30 protein-coding genes are annotated in these 26,003 nt (G+C 71.5%); 6 read left to right on the top strand and 24 right to left on the bottom strand.

The genetic code is table 11. The annotated features are described in order from the left end of the window. Position 1: 1 nt before the first annotated feature. The gene (locus BMY07_RS11530; protein ID WP_177215542.1) at positions 2-931 is read right to left on the bottom strand and encodes an arylamine N-acetyltransferase family protein; all 930 of its coding nucleotides are present in this window, start codon (positions 929-931) and stop codon (positions 2-4) included. Between the two features lie 91 nt (positions 932-1,022). On the opposite strand from BMY07_RS11530, the gene menE reads away from it, so the two are divergent. The 3 genes from menE to BMY07_RS11515 are packed head-to-tail and all read left to right on the top strand — an operon-like array spanning position 1,023 to position 3,865. Further along, positions 1,023-2,153 carry an o-succinylbenzoate--CoA ligase gene (menE, locus tag BMY07_RS11525; RefSeq protein ID WP_092777458.1) on the top strand — a complete coding sequence of 377 codons (1,131 nt, stop codon included), beginning with the start codon at positions 1,023-1,025 and terminating at the stop codon, positions 2,151-2,153. A gap of 41 nt (positions 2,154-2,194) precedes the next feature. Beyond that, a complete protein-coding gene (locus tag BMY07_RS11520; protein WP_092777456.1) occupies positions 2,195-2,935 on the top strand; it encodes an N-acetyltransferase in 741 nt (246 codons plus the stop codon). A gap of 57 nt (positions 2,936-2,992) precedes the next feature. Beyond that, positions 2,993-3,865, top strand: a complete 873-nt coding sequence (locus BMY07_RS11515) for a 1,4-dihydroxy-2-naphthoate polyprenyltransferase (RefSeq protein ID WP_092777454.1) — start codon at positions 2,993-2,995, stop codon at positions 3,863-3,865. Here the strand turns inward: BMY07_RS11515 and cds1 are convergent. Genes cds1 through BMY07_RS11500 form a run of 3 tightly spaced genes read right to left on the bottom strand, consistent with a single transcriptional unit; the run spans position 3,862 to position 5,750 of the window. Further along, a complete protein-coding gene (gene cds1 / locus BMY07_RS11510; protein WP_092777452.1) occupies positions 3,862-4,953 on the bottom strand; it encodes an L-cysteine desulfhydrase Cds1 in 1,092 nt (363 codons plus the stop codon). The genes BMY07_RS11515 and cds1 overlap by 4 nt on opposite strands. A 58-nt stretch (positions 4,954-5,011) precedes the next feature. Beyond that, positions 5,012-5,281 carry a DUF4229 domain-containing protein gene (locus tag BMY07_RS11505; protein WP_092777450.1) on the bottom strand — a complete coding sequence of 90 codons (270 nt, stop codon included), beginning with the start codon at positions 5,279-5,281 and terminating at the stop codon, positions 5,012-5,014. A gap of 10 nt (positions 5,282-5,291) precedes the next feature. Then, the gene (locus tag BMY07_RS11500) at positions 5,292-5,750 is read right to left on the bottom strand and encodes an Lrp/AsnC family transcriptional regulator (protein WP_092777448.1); all 459 of its coding nucleotides are present in this window, start codon (positions 5,748-5,750) and stop codon (positions 5,292-5,294) included. Positions 5,751-5,923: 173 nt separating this feature from the next. On the opposite strand from BMY07_RS11500, the gene BMY07_RS11495 reads away from it, so the two are divergent. Together BMY07_RS11495 and BMY07_RS11490 are read left to right on the top strand one after the other, a co-directional pair. After that, positions 5,924-6,133: a BldC family transcriptional regulator gene (locus tag BMY07_RS11495; RefSeq protein ID WP_092777446.1), complete on the top strand. Its 210-nt coding sequence runs from the start codon at positions 5,924-5,926 to the stop codon at positions 6,131-6,133. Positions 6,134-6,245: 112 nt separating this feature from the next. Next, a complete protein-coding gene (locus BMY07_RS11490; RefSeq protein ID WP_092777444.1) occupies positions 6,246-6,437 on the top strand; it encodes a hypothetical protein in 192 nt (63 codons plus the stop codon). A gap of 6 nt (positions 6,438-6,443) precedes the next feature. Here BMY07_RS11490 and BMY07_RS11485 read toward each other — a convergent pair whose 3' ends face one another. The 6 genes from BMY07_RS11485 to BMY07_RS11460 form a co-directional block, all read right to left on the bottom strand. Continuing rightward, the gene (locus tag BMY07_RS11485; RefSeq protein ID WP_092778275.1) at positions 6,444-7,736 is read right to left on the bottom strand and encodes a MinD/ParA family ATP-binding protein; all 1,293 of its coding nucleotides are present in this window, start codon (positions 7,734-7,736) and stop codon (positions 6,444-6,446) included. A gap of 593 nt (positions 7,737-8,329) precedes the next feature. Continuing rightward, the gene (ccsB, locus tag BMY07_RS11480) at positions 8,330-9,289 is read right to left on the bottom strand and encodes a c-type cytochrome biogenesis protein CcsB (protein WP_092777442.1); all 960 of its coding nucleotides are present in this window, start codon (positions 9,287-9,289) and stop codon (positions 8,330-8,332) included. Continuing rightward, positions 9,280-10,782, bottom strand: a complete 1,503-nt coding sequence (resB, locus tag BMY07_RS11475; protein WP_092778273.1) for a cytochrome c biogenesis protein ResB — start codon at positions 10,780-10,782, stop codon at positions 9,280-9,282. Before resB ends, ccsB begins: the two co-directional genes overlap by 10 nt. A gap of 47 nt (positions 10,783-10,829) precedes the next feature. Then, entirely contained in the window at positions 10,830-11,600 is a 771-nt protein-coding gene (locus tag BMY07_RS11470) for a cytochrome c biogenesis CcdA family protein (protein ID WP_092777440.1), read from the bottom strand. 63 nt (positions 11,601-11,663) lie between these two features. Continuing rightward, positions 11,664-12,392, bottom strand: a complete 729-nt coding sequence (locus tag BMY07_RS11465; RefSeq protein ID WP_092777438.1) for a GAF and ANTAR domain-containing protein — start codon at positions 12,390-12,392, stop codon at positions 11,664-11,666. Further along, positions 12,389-13,117, bottom strand: a complete 729-nt coding sequence (locus BMY07_RS11460; protein ID WP_092777436.1) for an ANTAR domain-containing protein — start codon at positions 13,115-13,117, stop codon at positions 12,389-12,391. The genes BMY07_RS11465 and BMY07_RS11460 overlap by 4 nt, the downstream gene beginning before the upstream one ends. A gap of 508 nt (positions 13,118-13,625) precedes the next feature. On the opposite strand from BMY07_RS11460, the gene BMY07_RS11455 reads away from it, so the two are divergent. Then, entirely contained in the window at positions 13,626-14,150 is a 525-nt protein-coding gene (locus tag BMY07_RS11455) for a hypothetical protein (RefSeq protein ID WP_092777434.1), read from the top strand. Here the strand turns inward: BMY07_RS11455 and BMY07_RS11450 are convergent, their stop codons facing one another. The 14 genes from BMY07_RS11450 to BMY07_RS11385 all read right to left on the bottom strand — a co-directional run bounded on the left by BMY07_RS11450 (position 14,151) and on the right by BMY07_RS11385 (position 25,711). Continuing rightward, positions 14,151-14,720, bottom strand: coding sequence for a TlpA family protein disulfide reductase (locus tag BMY07_RS11450; protein WP_177215541.1), 570 nt, complete (start codon positions 14,718-14,720; stop codon positions 14,151-14,153). It lies immediately after the preceding gene. Then, positions 14,720-15,349, bottom strand: coding sequence for a histidine phosphatase family protein (locus BMY07_RS11445; protein ID WP_092777433.1), 630 nt, complete (start codon positions 15,347-15,349; stop codon positions 14,720-14,722). The genes BMY07_RS11450 and BMY07_RS11445 overlap by 1 nt, the downstream gene beginning before the upstream one ends. Further along, the gene (hemL, locus tag BMY07_RS11440) at positions 15,346-16,665 is read right to left on the bottom strand and encodes a glutamate-1-semialdehyde 2,1-aminomutase (protein WP_245782327.1); all 1,320 of its coding nucleotides are present in this window, start codon (positions 16,663-16,665) and stop codon (positions 15,346-15,348) included. Before hemL ends, BMY07_RS11445 begins: the two co-directional genes overlap by 4 nt. A 36-nt stretch (positions 16,666-16,701) precedes the next feature. Further along, positions 16,702-17,028 (bottom strand): hypothetical protein, encoded by a 327-nt coding sequence (locus BMY07_RS11435; protein WP_092777429.1) that lies wholly within the window; start codon positions 17,026-17,028, stop codon positions 16,702-16,704. 26 nt (positions 17,029-17,054) lie between these two features. Next, the gene (locus BMY07_RS11430) at positions 17,055-17,477 is read right to left on the bottom strand and encodes a hypothetical protein (RefSeq protein ID WP_092777427.1); all 423 of its coding nucleotides are present in this window, start codon (positions 17,475-17,477) and stop codon (positions 17,055-17,057) included. A 128-nt stretch (positions 17,478-17,605) separates the two neighbouring features. After that, entirely contained in the window at positions 17,606-18,148 is a 543-nt protein-coding gene (locus tag BMY07_RS11425) for a hypothetical protein (protein WP_143073440.1), read from the bottom strand. 64 nt (positions 18,149-18,212) lie between these two features. Beyond that, entirely contained in the window at positions 18,213-18,665 is a 453-nt protein-coding gene (locus BMY07_RS11420; protein ID WP_092777423.1) for a hypothetical protein, read from the bottom strand. Next, positions 18,662-19,156, bottom strand: a complete 495-nt coding sequence (locus tag BMY07_RS11415) for a hypothetical protein (protein WP_092777421.1) — start codon at positions 19,154-19,156, stop codon at positions 18,662-18,664. The genes BMY07_RS11420 and BMY07_RS11415 overlap by 4 nt, the downstream gene beginning before the upstream one ends. A gap of 16 nt (positions 19,157-19,172) precedes the next feature. Next, on the bottom strand, positions 19,173-20,150 hold the full coding sequence (hemB, locus tag BMY07_RS11410) for a porphobilinogen synthase (protein ID WP_092777419.1): 978 nt from the start codon (positions 20,148-20,150) through the stop codon (positions 19,173-19,175). A 72-nt stretch (positions 20,151-20,222) separates the two neighbouring features. After that, positions 20,223-21,755, bottom strand: coding sequence for a bifunctional uroporphyrinogen-III C-methyltransferase/uroporphyrinogen-III synthase (locus BMY07_RS11405; protein WP_092777417.1), 1,533 nt, complete (start codon positions 21,753-21,755; stop codon positions 20,223-20,225). 21 nt (positions 21,756-21,776) lie between these two features. Next, on the bottom strand, positions 21,777-22,733 hold the full coding sequence (hemC, locus tag BMY07_RS11400) for a hydroxymethylbilane synthase (RefSeq protein ID WP_092777415.1): 957 nt from the start codon (positions 22,731-22,733) through the stop codon (positions 21,777-21,779). Beyond that, positions 22,721-24,028: a glutamyl-tRNA reductase gene (locus tag BMY07_RS11395; RefSeq protein WP_425426282.1), complete on the bottom strand. Its 1,308-nt coding sequence runs from the start codon at positions 24,026-24,028 to the stop codon at positions 22,721-22,723. The genes hemC and BMY07_RS11395 overlap by 13 nt, the downstream gene beginning before the upstream one ends. Before the next feature lie 17 nt (positions 24,029-24,045). Then, positions 24,046-24,861, bottom strand: coding sequence for a redox-sensing transcriptional repressor Rex (locus tag BMY07_RS11390; protein ID WP_092777411.1), 816 nt, complete (start codon positions 24,859-24,861; stop codon positions 24,046-24,048). A gap of 178 nt (positions 24,862-25,039) precedes the next feature. Further along, positions 25,040-25,711, bottom strand: coding sequence for a fasciclin domain-containing protein (locus BMY07_RS11385; protein ID WP_092777409.1), 672 nt, complete (start codon positions 25,709-25,711; stop codon positions 25,040-25,042). Positions 25,712-26,003: the final 292 nt, after the last annotated feature.

The raw sequence follows: 26,003 nt of genomic DNA, 5'->3' as shown, positions 1-26,003 counted from the left end.
ACTACTGCTGAGCGGACTGACGCACGAACTCCTCGTGCTTCGCGACCACCTCGCGGTAGAGAGCCGCCTTGCGGTCGTCGTCCACATCGGACAGCGGTAGGTGGAAGACGTCGGCGAGCGTGGCGAAGTACTCGGCCGCGCTACCGATGTCGTGGTGCTCGTCGCCTTCCGCGCTGTGGTGGAGCAACCGGAGACCACGCAACACGGTGGCGCTGTCTCCGTCGCGTCGACACAAGGCGACTACGCGCACGAACCCCGAGTCAGGACTCGTGGACTGGTTCTCGTGCTCGACGAGGAAGTCCTCGACCGTGGCCTCATAGGGCGCGTAGTCCATGCCCGGGCAGCGCGCCCACTCGTCGTGGTCGAAGCGCCAGCCGCCGGGGACGACGTCGGAGGGGCGTAGTCCGAACTCCATCGGGTGCTGCCGGTACTTGCCCGCCACAAGAGGCAGCGGCCCGTGCAGCGCGTCACCGATCCCGGTGTCGACCAACCACACCCCGTCCGGCGATGAGGGACTCGGCAGGCCGTGAACCTCGATCGTCAAGTGGTTGCTGTTAGCGCCAACGGGCCCGGCCTTCTGTGGACCCTGGACACCGCCAACGCGCCAGTGGACGTCGAAGCCGAGCCAGTCCAAGAGGCATGCCATCGCGCCATTCAGGTGGTAGCAGTAACCGCCGCGGCCAGCGACTACATACCGGACAGAGTCGAGCGGCTCTACCGTGCGCTCTTCGCCCAAGGCAATCCACACGACCTCGTAAGGCACTAGAGCGGTTTGTGCCTGGTGCAGGGCGATGAGTGTGTCCAAAGTCGGCTTGGGCGGCGCCGACCAGCCCAACCGGAGCAGGTAAGCGTCACGGAGTTCGATGTCGACAGGACGGCGCCAGAGCCTGTCCGCGCGCCTCGGGTCGTCCAACGGGAGTGGTTCAGCCACCCTCTGTCGCGCTGTGGACACAGTCACCACTCCTCTCCTCGCTTGCGGCGAGCGTAAGCACCACCACCGACAAGGCTGCCAGGATGGCGCCATGCACCCCGTCACGCTCGACGGCACCGAGGCAGCGGTCCGGGCCCTCACGCGCGCCCTGCGGCCGCTCCTGGACGGCGCTGGCGGTCCCGCCGTGCTGCCGCTGGCCCCGGGTGAGACGCCGATCCGACCGGACCTGCCGGTGGAGGCGGGGACGGCGCTGATCGTGCACACCTCGGGGTCGACCGGCGCGGCCAAGGGGGTCATCCTGTCGGCGGCCGCGCTCCGCGCCTCGGCGACGGCGACGCACACGCGACTCGGCGGCGCTGGGACGTGGCTGTTGGCGATGCCTGCGCACCACATCGCCGGGGTGCAGGTGGTGGTGCGGTCTCTGCTCGCCGGAACGCCGCTGGCAGTGCTCCCGGGTGGGGGCTTTCGCGGTCGGCAGTTCGTGGAGGCGGCATCGGACGTGCTGGCCGCTGACGGTCCCCGATACACGGCGCTGGTGCCAACACAGCTGACACGGCTGCTAGCCGAAGGTGGCGACGCCTTGGCCGCCGCGCGTTCGTTCGACGCGGTCCTCGTCGGCGGCGCGGCGACGAGCCCTCTCACGCTGTCTAGGGCTAGCGACGCGGGGATCAAGGTGGTCACCACGTACGGAATGACGGAAACAGCCGGCGGGTGTGTGTACGACGGCGTCCCGCTAGACGGCGTGCGAGTGCGCCTAGAGGACGACGTGATCCACCTGACCGGCCCGACTCTCGCGCACGGCTACCGTCTGGACCCGGACAACCCCGCCTTCGCCGATGGCTGGTTCCACACCTCCGACCTAGGACGACTGGTCGACGGTCGGCTGGAAGTCCTGGGCCGCACCGACGACGTAATCAACACCGGCGGCAAGAAGGTCGCACCAACGGCGGTAGAGCGCGTACTGACCGCTCAGGCCGGGGTGGTCGAGGCGTGCGTGGTGGGCCTACCGGACCCGGAATGGGGCCAACTAGTCGCAACCGCCATCGTGGCTGAGGGAGACGTAGATCTAGGCACCCTCCGCGAGGCCGTCAGGAACGCTCTTGGCGCACACGCTGTGCCCAAGCAGGTTCATGTGATCGCGGAACTGCCTCTACGCGGCCCAGGAAAGGTCGACCGCGCGGCCGTCGCTCAGCTCTTGAACGAGGCGCCAAGGCGCGGGTAAACCGGTGGAGGTGGGGATGGGCGGCGGGTAGCGTCCGGCGGGTGGACCTCGTCATCGTCTCGCTTGCGGAGCGGCCTGATCTGGCGCCGTTGCTCGAGGAGTTTCCGGGCAGTTGGCCGGAGTTCATGCACCACGACCCCGCTTCGGGGATGTACTACGGGGTGGCCGGGCTGCACTACCCCGAGCACGTGCTGATGGCGTTCGACCGCGATCACCCCGAGCGGCTGGTGGCGAAGGGCTACAGCGTGCCGTTCCGGTGGACCGAGGACGTGTTGCCGCCGGGTGGGTGGGACCGGGTGATCCAGCGGGCGTCGATCGGGTGGGCGAACGGTGAGGAGCCGAACCTGGTCTCGGCGATCGAGATCAACGTGCAGACCGATCTGCGCGGCTCGGGTCTGTCGTCGGTGATGCTGGGGGCGATGCGGGATTCGGTGCGCGCCCTGGGCTACGACACGCTCGTCGCGCCGGTGCGGCCCAACGGCAAGCCCGCGCACCCCGAGGTGCCGACCGGCGAGTACGCGGGGTGGACCAGGGAGGACGGCCTGCCGGTGGACCCGTGGCTGCGGGTGCACGTGCGGGCGGGCGGGGTGATCGAGGCGGTCGCGGTGCGGTCGATGACGATCGCGGGGACCTTGGTGGAGTGGCGGGAGTGGACTGGCCTGCCGTTCGACCGCTCGGGGCAGGTGCTCGTACCTGGCGCTCTGGTGCCGGTCCTCTGCGATGTGGAGCACGGCTACGCGGTGTACGTGGAGCCGAATGTGTGGGTCCGACACAAGACGTGACCATTCACTCAGCTGTCCCTCAGCACCCGCGGGCACGTGATCGGTGAAGATGGACCGATGGCGACAGTCGCGGAGTGGATCGAGGGCGCGCGGGTTCGCACGTTGCCGAACTCGGTCGCGCCGGTCCTCGTCGGCTCAGGTGCCGCTGCCGCGATAGGCGCGTTCTCCTTGGCCCGAGCGGCGTTGGCGTTGTTGGTGGCCCTGGCACTACAGGTCGGGGTGAACTACGCCAACGACTACTCCGATGGCGTAAGAGGCACCGACAGCGACAGGGTCGGCCCATTGCGCCTAGTGGGCTCGGGAGTGGCCTCGCCCGGCGCCGTGAAAGCGGCGGCTTTCGCGTGTTTCGGGCTCGGCGCGGTCGCGGGCCTGGCGTTGGTGTCGCTATCCGGTCAGTGGTGGATGTTGGCCGTGGGCGCTGCCTGCATCGCGGGGGCGTGGTTCTACACCGGTGGCGAGAAGCCCTACGGCTACTCGGGCTGGGGCGAGGTGGCCGTCTTCCTCTTCTTCGGTGTCATCGCCGTGCTAGGGACCGAGTACGTCCAAGCCGACCGCGTCAGCTGGTTCGGTGCCGCGGGAGCGATCGCGATGGGGTCGTTCTCCGCCGGGGTGCTCGTCGCGAACAACCTGCGCGATGTCCCTACCGACCGGGTCGCGGGTAAGAACACCCTGGCGGTACGACTGGGCGAGGAACGTACCCGTGTGCTCTACCAGATTCTGGTCGTCATCCCGTTCGTCGTGACTGTGGCGGCAGCGTTCGCGACGCCTATTGCCCTTGTCGGCCTGGTTTCCGCTGTCTTCATCATCCCGGCGGCGCGCCGCGTGGCGAGCGGCGAGACAGGCTTGAAGCTGATCCCGGTCTTGAAGCAGACCGGTTTGGCGATGCTGAGCTGGGCCGTGGTCACCGCTATCGCCGTCGGGCTGTCCTAGCCGTTCCAGACGCCCGTAGCGAGGAAGACGTCCAACACCTCGTTGTGCGGCTCCGGGTCGATTCCCTGCGCGGCAAGCCAGGCGTCGTCGTAGTACGTGTGCGAATAGCGCTCCCCGCCGTCGCAGAGCAGCGTGACGACGCTACCGGCGACCCCGGCGGCCACCAGTTCGGCGACGATCTCGAACGCGCCCCACAGGTTCGTCCCCGTCGACCCGCCCACCCGGCGCCCCAGCACCCGCTCGACCCGCCGCACCACCGCCACCGACGCCGCGTCCGGCACCTTGATCATCCGATCGATCACCTGCCCGAGGAACGACGGCTCCACCCTCGGCCTGCCGATGCCCTCGATCCGCGACCCCCGGCAGCCGGTCAGCCCCGGCTCGGTGTCGCGCCAGGCGTCGAAGAAGACCGAGTTCTCCGGGTCGACCACGGCCAGCCGGGTACCCAGCCTGCGGTAGCGGATGTAGCGGCCGATGGTGGCGCTGGTGCCCCCGGTCCCGGCGCCCACGACCACCCAGGCGGGCTCGGGGTGCGGCTCCAGCGCCATCTGGTCGAACACCGACTCGGCGATGTTGTTGTTGCCCCGCCAGTCCGTCGCCCGCTCGGCGTGGGTGAACTGGTCGATGAAGTGCCCGCCGAGCTCGGCGGCCAGCCGGTACGACTCGGCGTAGAGCTGGCTCGGCTCGTCCACGAAGTGGCACCGGCCGCCCTGGCGCTCGATCAGCTCGACCTTCTCCTGGCTGGTGGTGCGCGGCATCACCGCGATGAACGGCAGCCCGAGCATCCGCGCGAAATAGGCCTCGGACACCGCCGTCGACCCCGACGACGCCTCGATCACCGGGGTGCCTTCCACGATCCAGCCGTTGCACAGGGCGTAGAGGAACAGCGACCGCGCCAACCGGTGCTTGAGCGAACCGGTGGGATGGGTTGACTCGTCCTTGAGGTAGAGCCGCACGCCCCACTCGTCGGGCAGCGGGAACGGCAGCAGGTGCGTGTCGGCGCTGCGGTTGGCGTCGGCCTCGATGATCCGCACGGCCTCGCACACCCAGGCCCGGGTCTTGTCGCTGCACCTGTCCACGGCGGTCATGTACCAACATTATCGCCTAGCAGCGCTTTTACCAGAACCCCAACGGGTGGCGGAGACCTCAGGCGTCGCCGCGCAGCTGCGAGCGCAACCGCGCGCGCTCGGCGTTGCGGTCCTTGTGCCGCTCGGCGAGACCGGCGGTGACCCGGTTGTTCAGACCGCGGAACAGCAGCAGCCCGAGCGGGAACCCGACGACGAGGCCGACCGCGATCGAGACCAGCAGCGGGACGTCGAACAGCACCAGCAGCACCGCGACCACGGCCACCAGGACCAGGCGCAACGCGGTGTAGAGAGCCAGGTCACGACCCAGGGTGCTGTCGGGGGAGTCCACGGCCCCGAGGCTACTCGTCGTCCTCGTCCACGGTGTTCGGCCTGCCCTCGAACCGGGTGGACAGCACCACCGTCGACCGGGTCCGCGCGACGCCCTTGATCCGGCGCAGGCGGCCGAGGGCGCGCTCCAGGTCGTCCACCGTGGCGACCCTGACCTTGACCACGAACGCCTCGTCACCGGCCACCCGGTAGCAGGACTCGACCTCGACCAGCTCGCCCAGGGCGTCGGCGACCTCCTCGTCGTCGGCGGTGTCCGTCGGGTGGATCCCCACCAGCGCGGTCACCCCGAGACCGACCGCGCGCGGGTCCACCTGGGCGTGGTAGCCGGTGATCACCCCGGACGACTCCAGCTTGCCCACCCGCTCGTGCACGGCGGAGGCGGAGAGCCCCACCTGTCGGCCCAGGTCGGCGTAGGTGACCCGACCGTTGGTGCGCAGCGCGGCGATGATGCGGCGATCGACGTTGTCCACGGGACGGAAGCGTACGGCGTGCGCACCCGGTGTCCGAACCGGCCGATTTGTCCCTTACTACCTCTTTACCATCACCCAACCGTTCGAGTACCCGATGGTCGAAGTGCCACGATGCTCCTGGTTTACCCCCGATCGACGGGTACCCCCGATCGACCGAGTCCAAGGAGGCTGCCATGACTGTGGCGCACGTCGGAGAGCGGCTGCTGACCCCGGGAGAGGTCGCCGCGTTGTTCCGGGTCGACCCCAAGACGGTGACCAGGTGGGCGACGGCGGGCCGGATCGGCTCCATCCGCACCCCGGGTGGGCACCGCCGCTTCCGCGAGTCCGAGGTCAAGACCCTGCTCGCCGAGCTCACCACCGAGGCCATCGAGCACGCCGGCTGATCCGGCCAGGGCCGACCACGCCCCACCTGGTCGGCCCCCCGGGCCAGTGGCCCACCCACCAACCCGACAAACCGGCTAACCTCGAACACCCAACGTTCGAAAGGTGGCCCGCATGCTGTACCTGCTCGCCGCGGTCGGCGCTATCACCGTCGGCGTGCTGCTGTGGCGGGCGTTCGGCGTCCAGCCTGCCGAGGTCGTCCAGCGCCCGAGACACGTGATCGCCCCGGACGACGACCCCGAGTTCCTGCGCGGACTCGACAAGTTCCGCGAGAAGCCCGACGGGGACGACAAGCCGCCCGCGTAGCGCGGGTCAGGCCATCCGCGGGCGGGGGCCGCTGGCGAAGTCGTCGGCCACCGTGGCCGCCATCTCCAGCAGGGCCAGCCTGGTCTCCGGCGAGAGCCGCTCCAACTCGATCTCCGCGCCCTCCTCCAGGTGCGGGTCGAACGGGATCCGGCAGACCGCCCTGCACCGGGCGCCGAAGTGCTGGGCCAGCTTGTCCAGGTCGACCGAGCCGGACTTGGGCCGCACCGAGTTGATCACCGCGACCGAGCGGGCGACCAGCGTCCGGTAGCCGTGCGCGTCCAGCCAGTCCAGCGTCGCCGACGCGCTGCGGGCGCCGTCGACCGAGCCGGACGAGACGATCACCAGCGAGTCGGCGACGTCGAGCACGCCCTTCATCGCCGAGTGCATCAGGCCGGTGCCGCAGTCGGTGAGCACGATGTTGTAGAAGTGCTCCAGCAGCGACACGGTGCGCCGGTAGTCGTCCTCGCTGAACGCCTCCGACACCGCCGGGTCCTGCTCGCTGGCCAGGACCTCCAGCCGCGACGGGCCCTGCGAGGTGTACGCGCGGATGTCGCTGTAGCGGCGGATGCGGCCCGCGTCGCGCAGCAGGTGCCGCACGGTGGCCGTGGTCTCCAGCGGGATCTTCTGGCTCAGCGTGCCGCGGTCGGGGTTGGCGTCCACCGCGATGACCCGGTCCCCGCGCAGCGACGAGAACGTCGAGCCGAGGGTGGTGGTCGTGGTGGTCTTGCCGACGCCGCCCTTGAGGCTGAGCATCGCGATCTTGTAGCACCCGCGCAGCGGCTGGTTGACCCGCGCGATCAGCTCCCGCCTGCGGATCTCGGCCGGGCTCTCGCCGACGTTGAGCAGCCTGCCGGAGGCGACGTAGACGGCCTTGCGCCAGCCGGACTGCGGCGCGCGCTTGGACTGCTTGAGCAGCCGCGCCGAGGACAGCTCCTCGCCGCCGTGCCCCTGCTGCTGGCCGTAGCCCTGCTGCGGGTCGGCGTAGTACCCGGCCTGGCCGACCGGGTGCGGCCCGGTGACCGCCGGGTTCGGCGCGAACGGGTGCTGCTGCGGTGCGCCGAACTGCTGCTGCGGCGCGAACGGGGTGCCCTGGGGCTGAATGGGCTGGGGCTGCGGCTGAATGGGCTGGGGCTGGATCGGCTGCGCGGGCACCTGCTGGCGCTGCTGCGGTTGGTGCTGCGGCTGCTGGGGGTGCTGCTGGTGCTGACCGGGGTGGACCTGCTGCTGCGCCTGCACCGGGCGAGCGGGTGCCTGCTGGCCCTGGTGCGCCGGGTTCGGGTGCCCCGGGTTGCGCACGATCTGGGTCTCGTTCGGGTTCGGCTCCTGCGGCTGCTGGGCAACCGCCTGCTGGGGCACGGCTTGCTGGGGTACCGCCTGCTGGGGCGCGGCCTGGTGAGGCGCGGCCTGCTGCGGGATCGCCTGGGGCGCACCGGACTGGGCCGGGTCCTGCTGGGCCCGCGCGTGCTGCGGACCGGCGTGGTGGTCGCCCGACTGCTGGGCCGCGTGCTGCGCGCCCGACTGGGCGGTCACCGGCTGGGTGCCGAGCGCGGCGTCGGCGGCCGGGTTCGGCGGCGCGTACAGCTCGGCCTGGATGGTCGCGGGCTGCTCGTGCGCCACCACTTCGGCGGCGAGGTGCGCCTCGGCCAACTCGGGGTCGGGACCGAAGTCGGGTGTGCCGGTGTCGGTTCCCCCGGTCACGGGCGGCCGCCACGCCGCCTCGGACTCGTCATGGCGTCCAGTCACCCCTGCGCCCTCCCACGAACGTCCGACCCTGTGGTTGCGACGGTAGTCGCTCACCGCGCCACCCACCGAAGGGGGTAACGCGGTGTGCACAAGCAAGCGCAGGTCGGAGGCCTGGCGTGGGCCGCGGGGAGCAGCGCCCCAGCAGAAGATCAGGCGTACGAGTGAAGTCCGGCGATGACCAGGTTGATGAAGAACAGGTTGAACACCACCATGCCGAAGGCCACCGAGTTGATCACCGCGGCCCTGGTGCCGCGCCAGCCCGCGGTCGCCCGGGAGTGCAGGTACCCGGCGTAGACGACCCACGCGACGAACGCGACGGTCTCCTTCGGGTCCCAGCCCCAGAACCGGCCCCAGGCCGCCTCGGCCCAGATGGCGCCGCAGATGATGCCGAAGGTGTAGATCGGGAAGGCGAAGATGGTGGTGCGGTAGGCGAGCCGGTCGAGCGAGTCGGCCGCGGGCAGCTTCGGCCCGAGCCGCGCGAAGCGCCTCGGGTCGGCGTCGTTGCGGACCTTCGCCAGGTACAGCAGGCTGACCACGCCGGGGACCAGGAACAGGCCGCTGGAGATGATCGCCGCGGAGACGTGGACGACCAGCCAGTACGACTGGAGCGCGGGCATCACCGGACCGGCCGGGGTGTAGAGCGCGGTGCCGCCGAGGAACATCAGGATGACGACCGGGGTGAGCACGAACGCGCCCAGCCTGCGCACGTCGAACTTGCGGGCCAGCACCAGCCAGGTCACCACCGCGACCAGCATGGCGGCTGCCCCGTACTCGTACATGTTGCCCCACGGCGCGCGACCGGTGGCGACCCCGCGCAGCACGATCGAGGCGAGGTGCAGCAGGGCGCCGAGGACGGTCAGCGCGACGGCCATCCGACCGAACCGCTCCGGCCTGCCCGCGCTCGGTGGCTCATCGATGCGGCCGATGATGGGGGTTTCCGGTGTGGCCGGTGCGCCAGAGCCGACCAGTTCCCTGGCCAGTTCGGACTTCTTCGCCTTGCGGGTGAAGGCCTGTTCGACGGTGTAGAACACCATCGCGAACACGTAGACCAGCGCGGCGGCGCGGTAGAGCCAGTCGCTGTAGGTGGCCAGCGTGTCGTTCACGGGCATCGGACACTCCCTTTGGACCTGAGCAGCTGCGCTGCGAGCCGGTGGAACTCCTCGCCGTAACCCGCCTGGTCGGTCCGGGCGAGGCCGCCGACGCGCACCACGGTACGTCCCCCGTCGCCGGGGGTCGCGCGGACCCACAGCCTGCGGCGGCGCACGGTCAGCGAGACGCCGAGGCCGAGGAACATGGCGACGGCGGCGACCAGCACCCACACCTGGGTCGGGTCGTGCGAGACCTGGAGCGACACCCAGGGCACCGCGCCGTCGAAGCTGATCTTCGTGCCGTCGTCGATGGTGAGCGACTCGCCCGGCTTGAGGTTCTGCCGGGCGACCCTGGTGAGCCTGCCGCTGTCGACCAGGGACTGGTCGATCTGGAAGATGGACTGGCCGCGCCCGGAGTCGATGCCCAGGTCGCCGCGCATGACGTCCACCGCGACCCCGGGGTCCGAGAGCTGCGGGTGGCTGGAGGTCATGACCTTGTCCTCGACGAGCGCGGTCGGGGCGAACAGGCCGGTGACCGCGATCTGCCGCTTGCGCCGCTCGGCCGGGTCGGTGACCCCGGGCGGGTCGAACTTGGTGGCGCCCTCCGACAGCAGGGTCAGCGTGTCGACCGGTCGCCACTGGATGGTCTGGGTGCGCTTCTTCCCGTCGGGGAAGGTGACGGTGAAGGTGGGCGCGTAGCCGTGGCCGAGCAGGTACACGCGGTCGCCGACGACCCGCAGCGGGTCGTTGACGCGCAGGTCGTAGGGCCGCCAGGTGTCGGTGTCGAGGTCGTCGCCCGCCTGGTAGTCGATCTTGGCGGCGAACTGCTCCGCCTGGCCGTTGGGCAGGTAGGTGGCGTCGAAGGTGTTGACCCGCACGCAGAACGGGTTCAGGTCGGTGCCGTCGACGCGCAGTCCCGGCCGGAACGAGTCGTAGCCGAGGGTGCCGGAGTTGCAGAACTGGGAGCCGTCGGCCAGCACGATGACCTGGCCCTCGTAGTTGGTCATCTTGCCGATCGCCAGCGCCACGATCAGCGCGAGCATGGCGAAGTGGAAGACCAGGTTGCCCGCCTCGCGCAGGTAGCCGCGTTCGGCGCTGAGGCTGCGCGCGCCGTCGGCCTCCTCGCGCTCGACCAGCCGCCACCCCTTGAGCCGCACCCTCGTGTCCGCCATGACCTGCTCGGGCGTGGCGTCGAGTTCGGCGGTCTGGTGGTGCGGCATGCGGGTCAGGTTGCGCGGGGTGAGCACCGGCTTGGTGCGCAACGCCTTGGCGTACTCGACGGTGCGCGGCGCGAGGCAGCCGACGAGGGAGATGAACAGCAGCAGGTAGATCGCGGAGAACCAGACGCTGGCGTAGACGTCGAAGAACTGCAGCCGGTCGAGCAGGGTGCCCCACCAGCCGTGCGCCTCGATGTAGTCCAGTGCCCTCGGCAGGTTCAGCGACCGCTGCGGCAGCAGGGCGCCGGGCATGGCGGCGAGGGCGAGCAGGAACAGCAGGGTCAGCGCCGTGCGCATGGACGTCAGGCCGCGCCAGGTGTTGCGCGCGAACGCCACCGCCCCGCTCACAGCGGCAACTCGAAGTCGGTGACGACCATGTTGCGCAGCCACGACACCAGGTCGCCCCACAGGCCGGTGACGAGCAGGACGCCGACCACGAGCAGCAGCGCGCCACCGAAGAGCTGGATGCCGCGCGAGTGCGTGCGCAACCAGGCGGTCGCCCGCACCGCCCACCGCGCGCCGAGCGCGATCACCAGAAACGGGATGCCGAGGCCGAGGCAGTAGACGACCACCAGCAGGAACCCGCGGGCCGCGTTGCCACCGGTGGACGCGGCGATGGTCATCACGCCGGTGAGGGTGGGGCTCAGGCACGGCGTCCAGCCGAGGGCGAAGATGCCGCCGAGCACCGGCGCGCCCGCCAGGCCGAACCGCGGCGTCTTGTGGATGCGGATGTCCTTCTGCAGCCCGGGAACCAGGCCGATGAACACCAGGGCCATCGCGATGGTGATGACCCCGCCGACGCGTTGCAGGACTTCCTCGTTGAGCAGCAGCGCGTCCGCGAGCCACACGACGCTGCCCACGGTCGCGGCGAACACCACGGTGAACCCGAGGACGAACAGCCCGACCGCGCCGAGCACCCGGTAGCGGCCCTTCTTGCGCTCCTCCTGGTCGCTCACCGCGGGCGCCTCCGCGCCGACGAGCGCGGCGAGGTACGCGAGGTAGCCGGGCACCAGCGGGACCACGCACGGGGAGGCGAAGGAGAGGAACCCGGCCAGCAGCGAGAGACCGGCCGCCACCAGCAGCGGCCCGGAAATGGCTAGCTGCGTCGGGTCCACCCGGTCAGCGTAGGGAAGCGGTCCTGAGGGCCGATCTCGGGTGGTCCACCCGGGGGGCGTGGGTCACACCGGCGGGCGGCGGCCCGCAGGCGGGGTCCAGCCGGTCTCGGTGACCACGACCCTGGCCAGCTCGCTGAGCTTGGTGTTGGTGTCGCGGGCGTGCCCGCGCAGCACGTCGAACGCGCCCGCCATGTCCAGCCCGAGCCGCTCGGCGAGCACGCCCTTGGCCTGCTCGATGATCACCCGGCTGGTGAGCGCCTCCTGCAGCTGCTCGCTGAGCAGCGCGTGGTCGCGGACCGCCCTGGCTTGCAGCAGGCTGATCGTGGCGACGTCGACCAGCGCCTTGGCGGTGTGCCAGGACAGCTCGTCGAGGTCGCCCGCGGTGGCGCTGAACAGGTTGAGCGCGCCGATCGTGTCCGCCCGCAGGCGCATCGGCAGGGCGAAGACCGCGTGGTAGCCGTCGGCGATGGCGGCCGCGGCGAACCGCGCGTCGGCGGCGCCGACCCGGGTGAGGTCCGGCCGCGAGACCACCAGGCCGGTCCGGTAGGCGGCCAGGCACGGCCCCTCGCCGTGGCGCAGCTGGAACAGCTCCAGCCTGCGCACCGCCTCGCTCGAGCTGGTGATCATGTGCAGCTCGCCGTCGACGGTGGCGAGCAGGATCCCCGCCGCGTCGATGGCCAGCAGCTCCACGCAGCGGTCCACGAGCAGTTGCAGGAAGTCCAGGACGTCGAAGTCGTCGACGAGGGTGTCTGCGAGTTCGACGAAGGTCTCGACGAGCCGTTGCTGCTTCACGGGGACTCACCTCCTGTGTCGGGGTCTTCCGGGAATCGGTCTTCGGTGGCGTCGGCGAACCGCACCTTGCGGGCCACCACGTCGTCGGCCAGGTCGACCAGCGCGCGGCCGTCGGCGAACGCGCGCGCCCGCAGTGCGGCGAACGCGGCGGAGACGTCGGTGCCGAGTTGGACGGCCACCATCCCGGTGGCCTGGTGGATCTGCGCGCTGGTCAGCACGGCGGGCTCGGAGATCAGCAGGTCCATCGCCACGCGGGCGAAGAACACCGCGTCGGCGCGGGCGAGCGGGGACAGCTCCCCCACCGTGTGCCGGTAGACGCCGAGCGCGCCGAGGTGGATCGCGCCGATCGTCATGGGGAACGCGAACACCGACGCGATCCGGCCGAGCCCTGGCGCGCCCGCGTACAGCGGCCAGGTGCCCGCGGCGATCGTCTCGGCGAGGTCCGGCACCAGCACCGGCCTGCTGGTCGCCCGCGCTGTGGTGAGCGGGCCCTCGCCGACGGTGAGCTCCCACTCGGCCAACCGCAGGCCCGCCTCGCCGGTGGAGTGGGTGCCGAACGCGCCGTTGTCGACCGCGACGACCAGCACCGCGCCGTCGACGGCGAGTCTGCGTTGGACGAGGACGCACAACAGGTCCGGGGTGAGCGCCGCGCCGTGCGCCGCGGTGGCGGCGGCGATCCACTCGGTCAACTCCGCGAGGTGGCCTGCCCGACCCGCTCCGGTCACGTACTCGCCACTTCCTGTCGAGCGAGTCACCTCCGCACCCGGTGAGCGCGACGCCATCACCCTAGTCCCGTCCAGTGGACTCCATCACCGCGCGGTACTGGTCCCTTCGAGTGGTGCGCGTGGCGAGGGGTTGTGCCCGGGGGAATAGTTGAAGTGCGCTCCAGACCCTGGCGTCGGTGACCACCACGTCAGGAGACAAATATGACCGCGATCACACCAGGTGCCATTTGCGACATCGTCTGCACGGCACTGTCGACTTCACCTGATGAGACTAGGCGAGAAAGCTCGGAAAATCGCAACCTTTGCCCTCGCGCGGCGACCACGGCAATGTCATCACCAGCGCTCGATCAGCGCAGTGGGTATTTGCAGGGAATACCCCACATGGTGCGGGGACACCGCGCACGTCGCCGTCTGGTCGGCACCGGTCGACCGGTGCCCGCGGTGTCCCCGCACTTCCCACCCCGTCCGCACCAGCGGTCCCGACCGAGCATCGACCAGTGGGGCGGGAATGGCTGAGGGGTCGGTGTTGACCACCCGCCAGGCGTGGGACCGCTGCGTCGGCCGCCGCGACCGGTTGAGCGGGATGGTGGTCCGGTTCGGCCTCGACGACCAGGTGGACGACGTGGTCCACGACGCGTTCGTCGCGGTCATGACCATGCCGAGGCTGTACCCGGACGGGTTCGACGCGCTGCTGGAGACCGTGGTGTGGCGGCGGTGCCTGGTCATCGCGGCGAGCGAGGCGGCCCGGCAGCGGCTGCTCGGGCACGCCGCGCTGCGCCCGGCTCCCACCGGGGACCACGCGGAGATGGTGGTCGAGCAGGTGCACGCCCAGTGGCTGCTGCGGCACAGCGGGGTGCTGCGCGAGCCGGACGTCTGGATGCTCGACATGGTCAGCGCCGGGTACCGCAGGCAGGAAATCGCCGATTTGTCCGGGAGGTCCATCACCGAGGTGGACCGGGCATTGCGCTCGGTGCGCCGCCGGGCGCGGGAGAAATACGAGGTCAGGGCATTCCAGGCAATTAATATCAATTAGTCAGGACTCGGCGATGAGCCGGTCGAGCACCGGGGTCAGGTCCTCGGCCAGCAGGTCGCGCATGAATGCGGCCGCGACCCGGCCCTGTTTGTCGAGTACGAAAGTCGCGGGCACGACCGCCCGGGGATAGCCCTTCAGCACGATGAGGGATTTCCCGGGCGGGTCGTAGATCGAGGGGTAGGTGAGGCCGCGGTCGCGCAAGAAGTCCTGCGCGGCGTCGCGCTGGTTGTCGCGGACGTCGACGCCGACGACCTGGACCTGGTCGCGGTAGCGGTCCTGCACCTGCTGCAGCTGCGGCGCCTCGACCCGGCACGGACCGCACCACTGGCCCCAGATGTTGAGCACGACGACCTTGCCCCGGTAGGACGACAGGGAGATCCGCGAGTCGTCCATCAGGGAGGGCCCGGACATGTCCGGCAGCAGCTTGCGGTCGGCGCCCTCGTAGGTGATGTCGGTCTCGCCGCCGGGGGACACGAACACGAACTCGGTGCCGCTGGCGACGGCGTCCTTCGACGCCGAACACCCCGACAGCAGCAGCAGCGCGCCGAGCACCGCGGCGACGACCCGCATCAGGCGCCCGTGTTCTTCGGGTCGCTGGTGCCCGCGGGCTCGGTGTAGCGCAGCCCGACCAGTTCCTCGTCCTCGAACACGAGGCTGGTCAACGACGCCAGCGAGCACTGCCGCTTGCTCGGGTTGTGCCAGAGCCGCTTGCCCTCCAGGTAGCGCCGCACCGTCCACACGGGAAGCTGGTGCGACACGCACACCGCCTCGTGCCCCGACGCCGCCGCCCGCGCGCGGTGCACGGCACCGAGCATCCGGTGCGCGATCTGCAGGTACGGCTCGCCCCAGGACGGGGTGAACGGGTCGCGCAGGTACGGCCAGTTGGCAGGCGAGCGCAGCGCGCCGTCGCCGACGGAGACCTTCTTGCCCTCGAACACGTTCGACGACTCGATCAGCCGCTCGTCGGTCGCCAGCTCCAGCCGGTGCGAGCCCGCGATCGGGTTGGCCGTCTCCTGCGCCCGCTGCAACGGGGACGCCACGACGTGCACGATGTCGTGGTCGGCGAGGTGCTCGGCCACGGTGAGCGCCTGGCGCTTGCCGGTGTCGGAGAGCCGGAAGCCGGGGAGTCTGCCGTAGAGCACGCCGGTGGGGTTGTGCACCTCGCCGTGGCGCAGCAGGTGCACGATCGTCTTGGTCACGCTGGCTCCTTCGCGGCGGCGGCCGCCGCGGCCGCCTTGGGCAGTGCGGCGGCGATCTGCTCGAACGCCGCGTCGTCGAGGGCGGCGCTGACGAACCAGGCCTCGAACGCGCTGGGCGGCGGGTAGACGCCGTGGTCGAGCATGGCGTGGAAGAACGGCGGGAACCGCCAGGTCTGCGCGGCCCTGGCGCCCGCGTAGTCGGTGACCGGGTCCTCGGTGAAGAACACGCTGACCAGGTTGCCCGCGAACTGCACCCGGTGCGCCACGCCCGCCTCCGACAGCGCGGTGCCCAGCAGGGTGCCGAGCCTGGCCGCGTTCTCGTCGAGCGCGCGGTAGACCTCCGCGTCGGCGGCCCGCAGCGTGGCCAGGCCCGCCGCGACCGCGACCGGGTTACCGGAGAGGGTGCCCGCCTGGTAGACCGGGCCGGCCGGGGCGAGGTGGCCCATGATGTCGGCGCGACCGCCGAAGGCCGCGGCGGGCAACCCGCCGGACATGACCTTGCCGAAGGTGTAGAGGTCGCCCTCGACGCCGTCGATGCCGTACCAACCGCTCGCCGAGACGCGGAAGCCGGTCATCACCTCGTCCACGACCAGCAGGGCGCCGTGCTCGCGGGTGATCTCGCGCAGGCCCGCGTTGAACCCCTCGACCGGGGCGATCGCGCCCATGTTGCCCGCGGCGGCCTCGGTGATCACCGCCGCGATCGACGGGCCGTGCTCGGCGAAGGCCGCGCGCACCGCGTCGAGGTCGTTGTAGGGCAGCACCAGCGTGTCCTCGGCCTGCGCACCGGTGACCCCCGGTGTGGTCGGCAGGCCGAGCGTGGCCACACCGGAACCCGCCTCGGCGAGCAGCGCGTCGACGTGGCCGTGGTAGCAGCCCGCGAACTTGATGATCCGCTTGCGGCCGGTGAACCCGCGCGCCAGCCGGATCGCGCTCATGGTGGCCTCGGTGCCGGAGTTGACCAACCGCACCTGCCGCACCGGCTCGACCCGCCGGATGATCTCCTCGGCCAGGTCGATCTCCCCCGCGGTGGGGGTGCCGAAGGACAGCCCGCTGGTGGCCGCCGTGCGCACCGCGTCGACCACGGCCGGGTGGGCGTGCCCGAGGATCATCGGGCCCCACGAGGACACCAGGTCGACGTAGCGGTTGTCGTCGGCGTCCCACAGGTACGCGCCGAGCCCGCTGACCATGAACCGCGGTGTGCCGCCGACCGAGGTGAAGGCCCGCACCGGCGAGTTGACCCCGCCGGGGATGACCGCCTTGGCGCGTTCGAAGAGGGCGGCAGAGCCGCGCACGTGTGCCTGCTCCTGCGCTGTCACCCGACCAGTCTCGCAAACCCGGTCGGGTGGCCGCGCTCACGCCCGGCGCGACCTGGTGCGCACCGCGAGGGCGAGCTGGCGGCCCGCGTCGAGCAGCAGCAGCGCGGCGAGGGTGCCCGCGGCGACGGCGGTGCCGATCCAGTTGCCCGCGTAGTGCTGGAAGTCGAGGTCGGGGCGCTCGGCGACCGGGGCCAGCTGCACGGTGCCCTCGTCGTAGGCCCACAGCGCGAACCACACCAGCGCGGCGACCAGGACCAGTTCGACGGCGGCGACCGCGGCCCGGCGCGGCTGGTTCAGCCCGCCCGCCCGCTGCGGCCAGCCGAGCCCGACGGCCTCCGGCTCCGAGGTCTGCGGTGTGCTCACCCGCTCAGCCTCTCATGCCAGGCGGCTCACGCCTCGCCGACGGGCAGCGGCGTGAAGTAGGACCTGGCGTCGACCCGCAGCAGCAGGGTCACCACGGTCACCCAGATGACGACGATGAGCACGAACAGCAGGAACGCCAGCGACGAGGTGGCGTGCGCGTTGGCCGCTGCCGGGGCGCCGAGCGCGCCGACCAGGGCGGTGACCACCAGGCAGAACCGCGCCCACGGCTTGCCCGCGCGCACCGGCCAGGCCAGCACGAGCGCGGCGACGGCGGACAGCCCGGCGCCGAGGCCCAGGTAGCCGGGGGGCCGGTCGCCGGAGACCAGCAGCCCCCCGGTGAGCACCGCGCTGACGACGGCACCCCAGACCGCGAGCGTCACCGCTGGTGGCCTGCGGGCGGGCTGGTCGGGGGTGTTGTCCGGGTCCGGGGTGGTGGTCGGCTCGGTCACGGGAGTTATGTAGCCCCAGCCCATCCCGGTGTTACGAGGCGCTCGACACGTCGGCAGCGGCGTCCCGAATCCGGGTTCCGGCCCTCTCGGACAGGTGGACCCAGGTCAGGACGCCGCGGTGGCCGATCTCAGCGTGCGCGCCGCGTCTCGAAGTACGCCTTGGACTCGGCGGTGAACAGGAAGTAGATCGCGGTGCCGACGATGAGGACCTGGATCACGTTGATCACCATGTCGACCGGGGCCGCCTTCTCGGTCAGCAGACCGAGCACGGAGAGCAGGATGCCGATGGTGCCCAGGATCGCCAGCGTCATCCGGGCCCAGTTGCGCCCGGCCCGCATCTTGAACGCGAACAGCAGGTAGAGGGCGAAGAAGCCGACCGCGAGCACACCGGCGAAGACCAGGCCCGCGGTGACGACGGTGTCGACGTCGACACCCTGGTTGTTCTGCTTGGCGATCTCCCGCGCGGCGTTCTCCCGCAGCGCGTCCACGCCGAGCAGCAGGGTCAGGATGAAGCCGACGACACCGAGCAGCGCGTTGAGCACCCACAGCTTGAAGGAGTTCTCGACCGACGCGGGCCTGGCGACCGGCTGGCCGTACCCCGGGTCGACCGGCGGCGCGGAGGGCAAGGGCTGGTACGGGTTGTTCTGCGGATCGGGTCCACTCGTAGTCATGGTGGAAAGTTATTGGACCCTGAGAGCGAACGCACGACTGTTAGCTGAGATGTCGCCGTTCCGTTCACTCGGGTGGACCCTTGACCAGCGTTGCCAGCGCGGCGGCGAGCGCGGCCGGGTCGGCGGCCCAGGCGAGGACGACGGAGCCGTCGTCGAGTTCCAGCGGCACCTCGGTGGTCTTCTTCGGCACGGTCCACCCGCCGCCGAGCGGCCGGGCCCCCACGGGGGTGCCGACATCGGTCGACGACGTGATCCTGGCCACCGGCAACGACTCCCGGCCCTGGTGCAGCGCGGCGGGGGTCAGCACGACCCGGCAGATCTTGCGGCGGGCGCTGACCCACCCCGCCGCCATCGCGAACAGCACCAGCCCGACCGTGACCCACGCGAACCAGTGCACCGGCCCGCTGATGGCCTCGACCCCGGCGCCCGCGGCGCTGAACAGCGGCCCCCACAGCACCGGCCACCACGTCGAACCCGGTTCGGCGTAGAGGACTGGACCCTCGTCCGGGTCCGTCACCGGTCGTGGACGGGGAAGAACCGGCGGGCGCTCCTGGTGAACAGCAGACCGATCGCGACGATGATCACCAGCGCGCTGCCGAGGCCGTAGATGGTGACCCGGCCCACCGAGTACTGGAACAGCGCGCCGAACACCGCCAGCACCAACAGCAACGTCCGCGCCTTGCGCACCCCGCGCCGGGCTTGGTGGGCCAGCAGCAGGAAGAAGCCGAGGAACATCACCGAGCCGACCAGCAGCCACCAGGACAGCCCGGTCGCGGTCTCGGACACCTGCCCCGCGGTGACCACCGCGTCACCCGCCGCGCGCAGCCGCTCGTACTGGCGCAGCGCCCAGTCCTCGCGCAGCACGAAGAACAGCGCGGCACCGACCACGCCGAGCAGACCGGCGAGCGCCCACAGCCAGAACGACACCCGCACCGCGATCGGCGGGTCGGTCCGGACCACCGCCTCATCCGCGGTGGGCATGACCGGGGGTTCCTCGGGCACCGTCACGGCGCGAACATACCGGTCAGCCCCGGTCGAGCCAGCCCGCGGCCTCGGTGGCCCAGTAGGTGAGGATCACGTCGGCGCCCGCGCGGCGGATCGCCAGCAGCGACTCCAGCGCGGTGCGCCGCCGGTCCAGCCAGCCGTTGGCCGCGGCCGCCTCGACCATCGCGTACTCGCCGGAGACCTGGTACGCCGCGACCGGCACGTCGGACATGTCCCGCACCGCGCGGATCACGTCCAGGTACGCCAGGGCGGGCTTGACCATGACCAGGTCGGCGCCCTCGTTGAGGTCGAGCGCGGTCTCCCGCAGCGCCTCGCGGACGTTGGCCGGGTCCTGCTGGTAGGTCATCCGGTCGCCGGTCAGCTGCGACTCGACCGCGTCGCGGAACGGGCCGAAGAACGCGGAGGCGTACTTCACCGAGTAGGCGAGGACACCGGTGTCGCCGTGCCCGGCGGAGTCCAGCGCCTCGCGGATCACGCCGACCTGGCCGTCCATCATGCCGCTCGGGCCGAGGTAGTGGGCGCCCGCCTCGGCCTGCGCCAGGGCCATGTCGGCGTAGACGGCGAGGGTGGCGTCGTTGTCGACGTTGCCGTTGTCGTCCAGCACACCGCAGTGGCCGTGGTCGGTGAACTCGTCGAGGCACAGGTCCGACATGAGCACCGTGTCGTCGCCGAGTTCCGCGCGCAGGTCCCGCAGCGCCACGTTCAGCACGCCGTCGGGGTCCACACCACCGGAACCGACGGCGTCGCGGGCCAGCGGGATGCCGAAGAGCATGATCCCGCCGACCCCGGCCTGCACCGCCTCCACCGCCGCCTTGCGCAGCGTGTCCCTGGTGTGCTGGACGACGCCGGGCATGCTCGCGATCGCGGTCGGCTCGGTGGCGCCTTCCTTGACGAACATCGGGAGCACCAACTGCCTCGGCCGGACCTCGGTCTCACTGACCAGGCGGCGCAAGGCAGGCGTGCGGCGGAGCCTGCGCGGGCGGTGGTTCGGGAACATCACAGACCTCTCGGGGGCATAGCCGGAAAAGCAGGCGGGCGGCGTGCTGGTGCACACCGCCCGCTGTTCTGTCTATCGACGCGCGCGCTTGGTCTTGCGCGGCGGGGGTAGCGCGCCCTCGGCTCGCAGTCTGGCGGCGTGCTCGGCGAGCGCGTCCACCAGGGCGGGCACGGTGGCCTGCTCGGGCTGCACGTCGACCCGCAGCCCGAACTCCCGCGCCGTCTCCGCGGTCTTGGGGCCGATGCAGGCCACCAGGGTCCGCGCGTGCGGCTTGCCCGCGATGCCGACCAGGTTGCGCACGGTGGACGACGAGGTGAAGCACACCGCGTCGAACCCGCCGGTCTTGATCATCTCGCGGGTGTCGGCGGGCGGCGGCGCCGCGCGCACGGTCCGGTACGCGGTCACGTCGTCGATCTCCCAGCCGCGGTCGCGCAGACCGGCGGCGAGGGTCTCGGTGGCGATGTCCGCGCGCGGCAGCAGGACCCGCTCGACCGGGTCCAGGATGTCGTCGTAGGGCGGGAAGTCGGCGAGCAGGCCCTCGCTCGACTGCTCACCGGAGGGCACCAGCTCGGGGTTGATGCCGAACGAGCGCACCTTCTCCGCGGTCGCCTCGCCGACGCAGGCGATCTTCACGCCGGAGAACGCGCGGGCGTCGAGGCCGAACTCGGCGAACTTCTCCCACACCGCGCGCACCGCGTTGGTGGAGGTGAAGATCACCCACTGGTACCTGCCGTCGACGAGCCCCTTGACCGAGCGCTCCATCTGCGCCGGGCTGCGCGGCGGCTCGACCGAGATGGTCGGCACCTCGCTGGGGATCGCGCCGTGCAGGTGCAGCCGGTCGCTCATCTCACCGGCCTGGTCCTTGGTGCGCGGCACCAGGACCCGCCAGCCGTAGAGCGCCCGGGACTCCCACCAGGACAGCTTCGAGCGCTGCGCCACCGCGGCGCCCACGGTGACCACCAGGTGACCGGAGATCTCCCCGGCGTCGGCGGCCAGCGAGGCCAGCGTGGTGTCGATGGTGCGCTGGCTGGTGTTGGTGCCGTCCGCGGTGACCGCGACCGGGGTCTGCGGCGCCAGGCCGTGCTCCACCAGCGAGGACGCGGCCTCGGCGAGGTGGCTGGCGCTGGCGTGCAGCACCAGCGGCCCGGGCACCCCGGCAAGACCGGCCCAGTCGATGTCGCCGCGCACGTCGACCTCGGTGTGGGTCGAGCCGAGCGCGATGCCCGCGTAGGCGGGGACGGCGGTGGCGGCGGAGACGCCGGGGATCACGTCGAACACCACGCTGGTGCGGGCCACGGCCTGGGCCTCGGCCACCACAGCGGAGTGGGTCAGCGGGTCGCCTGCGACGAGGCGGACCACGACCCGGCCCGCCTTGGCCTCGCCAGCGAGGTCCTTGGCGACGTCGGCCGGTTCACCGACGGCGGGCCGCACCTCGGCGCCCGCCCTGGCGAGCGCGAGCACGCCGGAGGGGACGTCGGGGTCGGTCACCACGAGCTCCGCGCGTTGGAGCAGCTCTTTCGCGCGGACGGTGAGCAGTCCCGCGTCGCCGGGGCCGGAGCCAACGAAAGCGACGCGTCCGGGGGACTTTCGTGCACGGGTGGTCATTGTCAGGCCACTTCCCATCAACTACGCCTCGGGACCGGAGAGCACCCCGGCCCCGAGTTCCAGCAGCTCGGCGGCCAGCGCGCGACCGAGCTGCTCTCCTGCGGTCAGGTCACCGGTTGCCGATGCGCGCATGATGTCGACGGCCCCGGCCGGGTCGTCGGCGTCGTACGCGGCGGCGACCCCGCGCAACGACAGGCGGAAGACCACCCTGTCGTCGGCGTCGAGGTCTTCCACTACCTCGGCCAGCGCGCCGACCGGCGCGCTGCAGCCTGCTTCGAGCGCCGCGAGCATCGCCCGCTCCGCCGCGACGGCCACCCGGGTTGCTTCGTCGTCCACTGTGGACTGGAGGAGGTGCTCGACGTCGACGTCGTCGACGCGGCACTCCACCGCCAGCGCGCCCTGCGCGGGCGCGGGCAGCATCTGGATCGGGTCGAGGGTCTCGGTGATCTCGGCGAGCCTGCCGAGCCGGGACAGGCCCGCGCGGGCGAGGACGACACCGTCGAGCGCGCCCGCGGTGACCATCGCGATGCGGGTGTCCACGTTGCCCCGGATCGGCACGATCTCGTGCCCGAAGCCCAGCGCGCGCAACTGCGCGGCGCGGCGCGGCGACCCGGTGCCGATGCGCGAGCCGGGCGGCAGCTCACCGAGGGTGAGGCCGTCGCGGGCGATCAGCGCATCGCGCGGGTCCTCGCGCTGCGGCACCGCGGCGAGCGAGAGCCGCCGGTCCGGCGCGGTGGGCAGGTCCTTGTAGGAGTGCACGGCGACGTCGATGGCGCCCTCGGCCAGCGCGTCGCGCAGCGCGGAGGTGAACACCCCGACGCCGATCTCGGCGATCGGGGCCGACGAGCGGTCCCCCGGGGTGGACACGGTGACGATCTCGACCTTGGCGCCCGCGCGTTCGAGCACGTCGGCCACGGTCTGGGTCTGGGTCAGGGCGAGCGCGCTGCCGCGCGTGCCGATCCTGATCACTCGGTCCACGGCTTACCACCGTCCACAGGAGACTCGTGCGGGGTCGTGACGGCCGCCGGGTGCTGCGGGTCGAGCGCGAACAGCTCGCGCAGCACCTCCGCGTACCCGGTTCCCCTCGGTCCCGAGGCCAGTTCCTTGACCCGGACGGTGGGGGTGTGCAGCAGCTTGTCGACCACCCGGCGGACCGTGCGGGCCAGCTCGGCGCGCACCGGGGCGTCCAGCTCGGGCAGCCGCGCGTCCAGGCGCAGCAGCTCGGCGTCGACGACCTCGGCGGCGCGGCGGCGCAGCGCGGTCACGGTGGGGGTGACCTCGGCCGAGCGCTGCGCGGCCAGGTAGCCGCGCACCTCGTCGGCGATGATCTCGGTGGCCAACCGGGTGTCGGTGCCGGTGGGGGACTCGGCCAGGCGGCGCTGCAGGCTGGCCAGGTCGACCACGCGCACGTCGGCGAGGTCGGCGACGCCCTCGGCCACGTCGCGCGGCAGCCCGAGGTCGCAGATGACCAGCGGCCGCCCGGCGCGCGGGGGCACGGTGTCCTCGGTGATGACCGCGCCGACGGCGCCGGTGCACGAGACCACCAGGTCGGCGGCGGCGACGAGCTCGGGGAGCCGGTCCAGGCCGGTCGCGGTGGCCCGCACGCCCTGCTCGACCAGCGACGCGGCCAGCCGCGCCCCGTTGGCCTGCGAGCGGTTGGCGACGACGACCTCGCCGATCCCGGCGCGGCGCAGCGCGGCGGCGGTGAGCCCGCCCATGGACCCGGCGCCCACGATCAGCGCCCGGCGCCCGGCCAGCCCGCCGAGTGCGGCGTCGGCGTCGGCCAGCGCCTCGGACACCACCGAGCCGCCGACCTGGTCGAGGCCGGTGTCGGTGTGCACCCGCTTGCCGATCCGCAGCGCCTGCTGGACCAGCTCGTGCAGGGTGCGCCCGACGGTGCCCGCGTCCTTGGCGGCGCCGTAGGCGAGCCGGACCTGGCCGAGGATCTGCGACTCGCCGACGACCATGGAGTCCAGGCCCGCGGCGACGGTGAACAGGTGCTGGGCGGCGGCGGCCGCGTAGTGCACGTAGAGGTGGTCGTAGAGGGCGGCGACGTCGGTGCCCGAGTGCCGCGACAGCACCCCGGCGATGTCGGCCAGCCCGGCGTGGAACGCGTCGACGACCGCGTAGACCTCGACCCGGTTGCACGTGGAGACCAGCACGGCCTCGGACACGTGCCTGCACCGCAGCAGCTCGTCGAGCAGCTTCGGCACGTCCGGCGCGGCGACGGTGACGCGCTCGAGCAGCCGCACCTCCGCCGAGCGGTGCGACATGCCGACTGCGATCACGCTCACGAGACCACCAGCCCGTCCACCGCCCGACCGTTCGCCGACCTGGCGCTGGCCTCGGCGAGCACCGCGGCGTTATCGGCCCGGCGCGCGACGTGGAAGGAGAGGACCTGCAGCTCGACGGCCAGGTCGACCTTGCGGACCTCGACGTGGTCGGGCACCTGCAGCACGACCGGGGCGAAGTTGAGGATGCACTGCACACCGGCGGAGACCAACCGGTCGCACACGGACTGCGCGGCGGGCGGCGGGGTGGCGATCACGCCGATGGAGACCTCGCGCTCGGAGCACACGCGGGTGATGTCGTCGATGTGCTCGACCGGCAGGCCGCCGACGGGCACGCCGACGAGGTCCGGGTCGACGTCGAACAGCGCGGTCACGGGAAACCCCCGTCCTGGGAAGCCCCCGTAGTTGGCCAGGGCGTGTCCCAGGTTACCGATTCCGACGACCGCGACGCTGTGCTTGCGGGTCAGGCCGAGGATCCGCTCGATCTCCTCGATCAGCACGGTCACCTCGTAGCCGACGCCGCGGGTGCCGTACGAGCCGATGTAGGAGAGGTCCTTGCGCAGCTTGGCCGAGTTCACGCCAGCGGCGGCGGCGAGTTCCTCACTGGAGACGGTCCCCGCGCCGTGCTCCTGCATGCCGGAGAGCACCCGCAGGTAGACGGCCAGCCTGGCGACCGCGGCCTCGGGGATCGCCCGCGCCCGCTCCCGAGCGGCGGGCACCTCGGTGACCCTCGGGATGGGGGTGGTGATCTCCGCGGCGGTGGGGGCGGGCGGGGTGACGCCGACCCCGTTCCGCTGGCCTCGCTGTGCCGCCACGCTGTAGCTCCTCGAGGGTTTTCGTCTCCGGGTCGCCATTACGGTACCGCTTGTGAACGTGTGCACAAAGTCAGTGGCCAGCGGCTTGACCAAGCCCACACCGTGACCGCCGCGACTGCCCCGGACAGACGAAAGGTGGGCGGGTTCGCACCCGCCCACCTGCGTCGATCAGCCCGGCTCAGCCCTTCGGGGTGAGCACGGTGTCGATGACGAACACGGTCGCGTTCTTGGTCGGGATGTTCCCGCACAGGACCTTGGCCCCGTTGATGGTGATGTTGTCGCCGGTGCCCTCGATCTTGATGTCACCACCGGCCGCGTTGAGCGACTTGACGGTCCCCACGGCCACCAGGCCGTCGCGGTCGTAGCGCTTCGGGATGACGTGGAACTGCAGGATCGGCGCGAGCGCGGCCGGGTTGGCGGCCAACTCGGCGAACTTCGCGTCCCCGAGCGCGGCGAACGCCGGGTCGGCGGGCGCGAACACGGTCAGGTTGTCGGTGGTGTTGAGGGTGTCGACCAACCCGGGGATCGCCTTCACCGCGGCCACCAACTTGGTCAGCAGCGGGTTCGTGCTGGCCGCCGTCGCCACCGGCTGCGGCCCCATCGACGTCAACCCACCCGCCGCGTCCCCCTGCGGCAAGTCCTTGCAGTTCGGCCCGAACGTGTCCGCCGCCGTGGTCACCCCATCCGAAGCAGCAGCCGCCGCCCCCCTCTGCGACGACGGAGCCGCAGCAGTCGTCGTCGCCGCAGCCACAGTCGACGCACCGCCCGCGGAATCCTTGCTACTACACGCCGAAAGCACCAAACCCACCACGACGACAGCGACACCGAGGACCGGCTTGAGGTTGCTCACCAGAATCTCCTTGAAAGAGTGGACAGTCCGAGTGGTTCGTCACCGCCACGGGACTCGGTTTGGCTCCACACAAGGATTTCCGGTCCACGTTCGAGTGACGTTCCTGGTCGCTCAACCACTCTTTCGCGCCCTACAGCCCACCCCCCCACCAGCCGAGCCCCAACCCGATCCACCCACGCCCACGCCTCGCCCAGCCCCCCCCGCGCCCGAGACCCCGGCTGTCCTCACACTCGCCGCAGCCACCGCTCCGCGCGCCCGACCCGCCCCGCGCAAGCCTTCTCGCGTTCCTCGA

This window comes from Actinokineospora terrae, from assembly GCF_900111175.1.
GTDB lineage: Bacteria > Actinomycetota > Actinomycetes > Mycobacteriales > Pseudonocardiaceae > Actinokineospora > Actinokineospora terrae.
The sequence above is the reverse complement of the archived record's forward strand: the minus strand, read 5'-3'. Positions and strand labels throughout refer to the sequence as shown.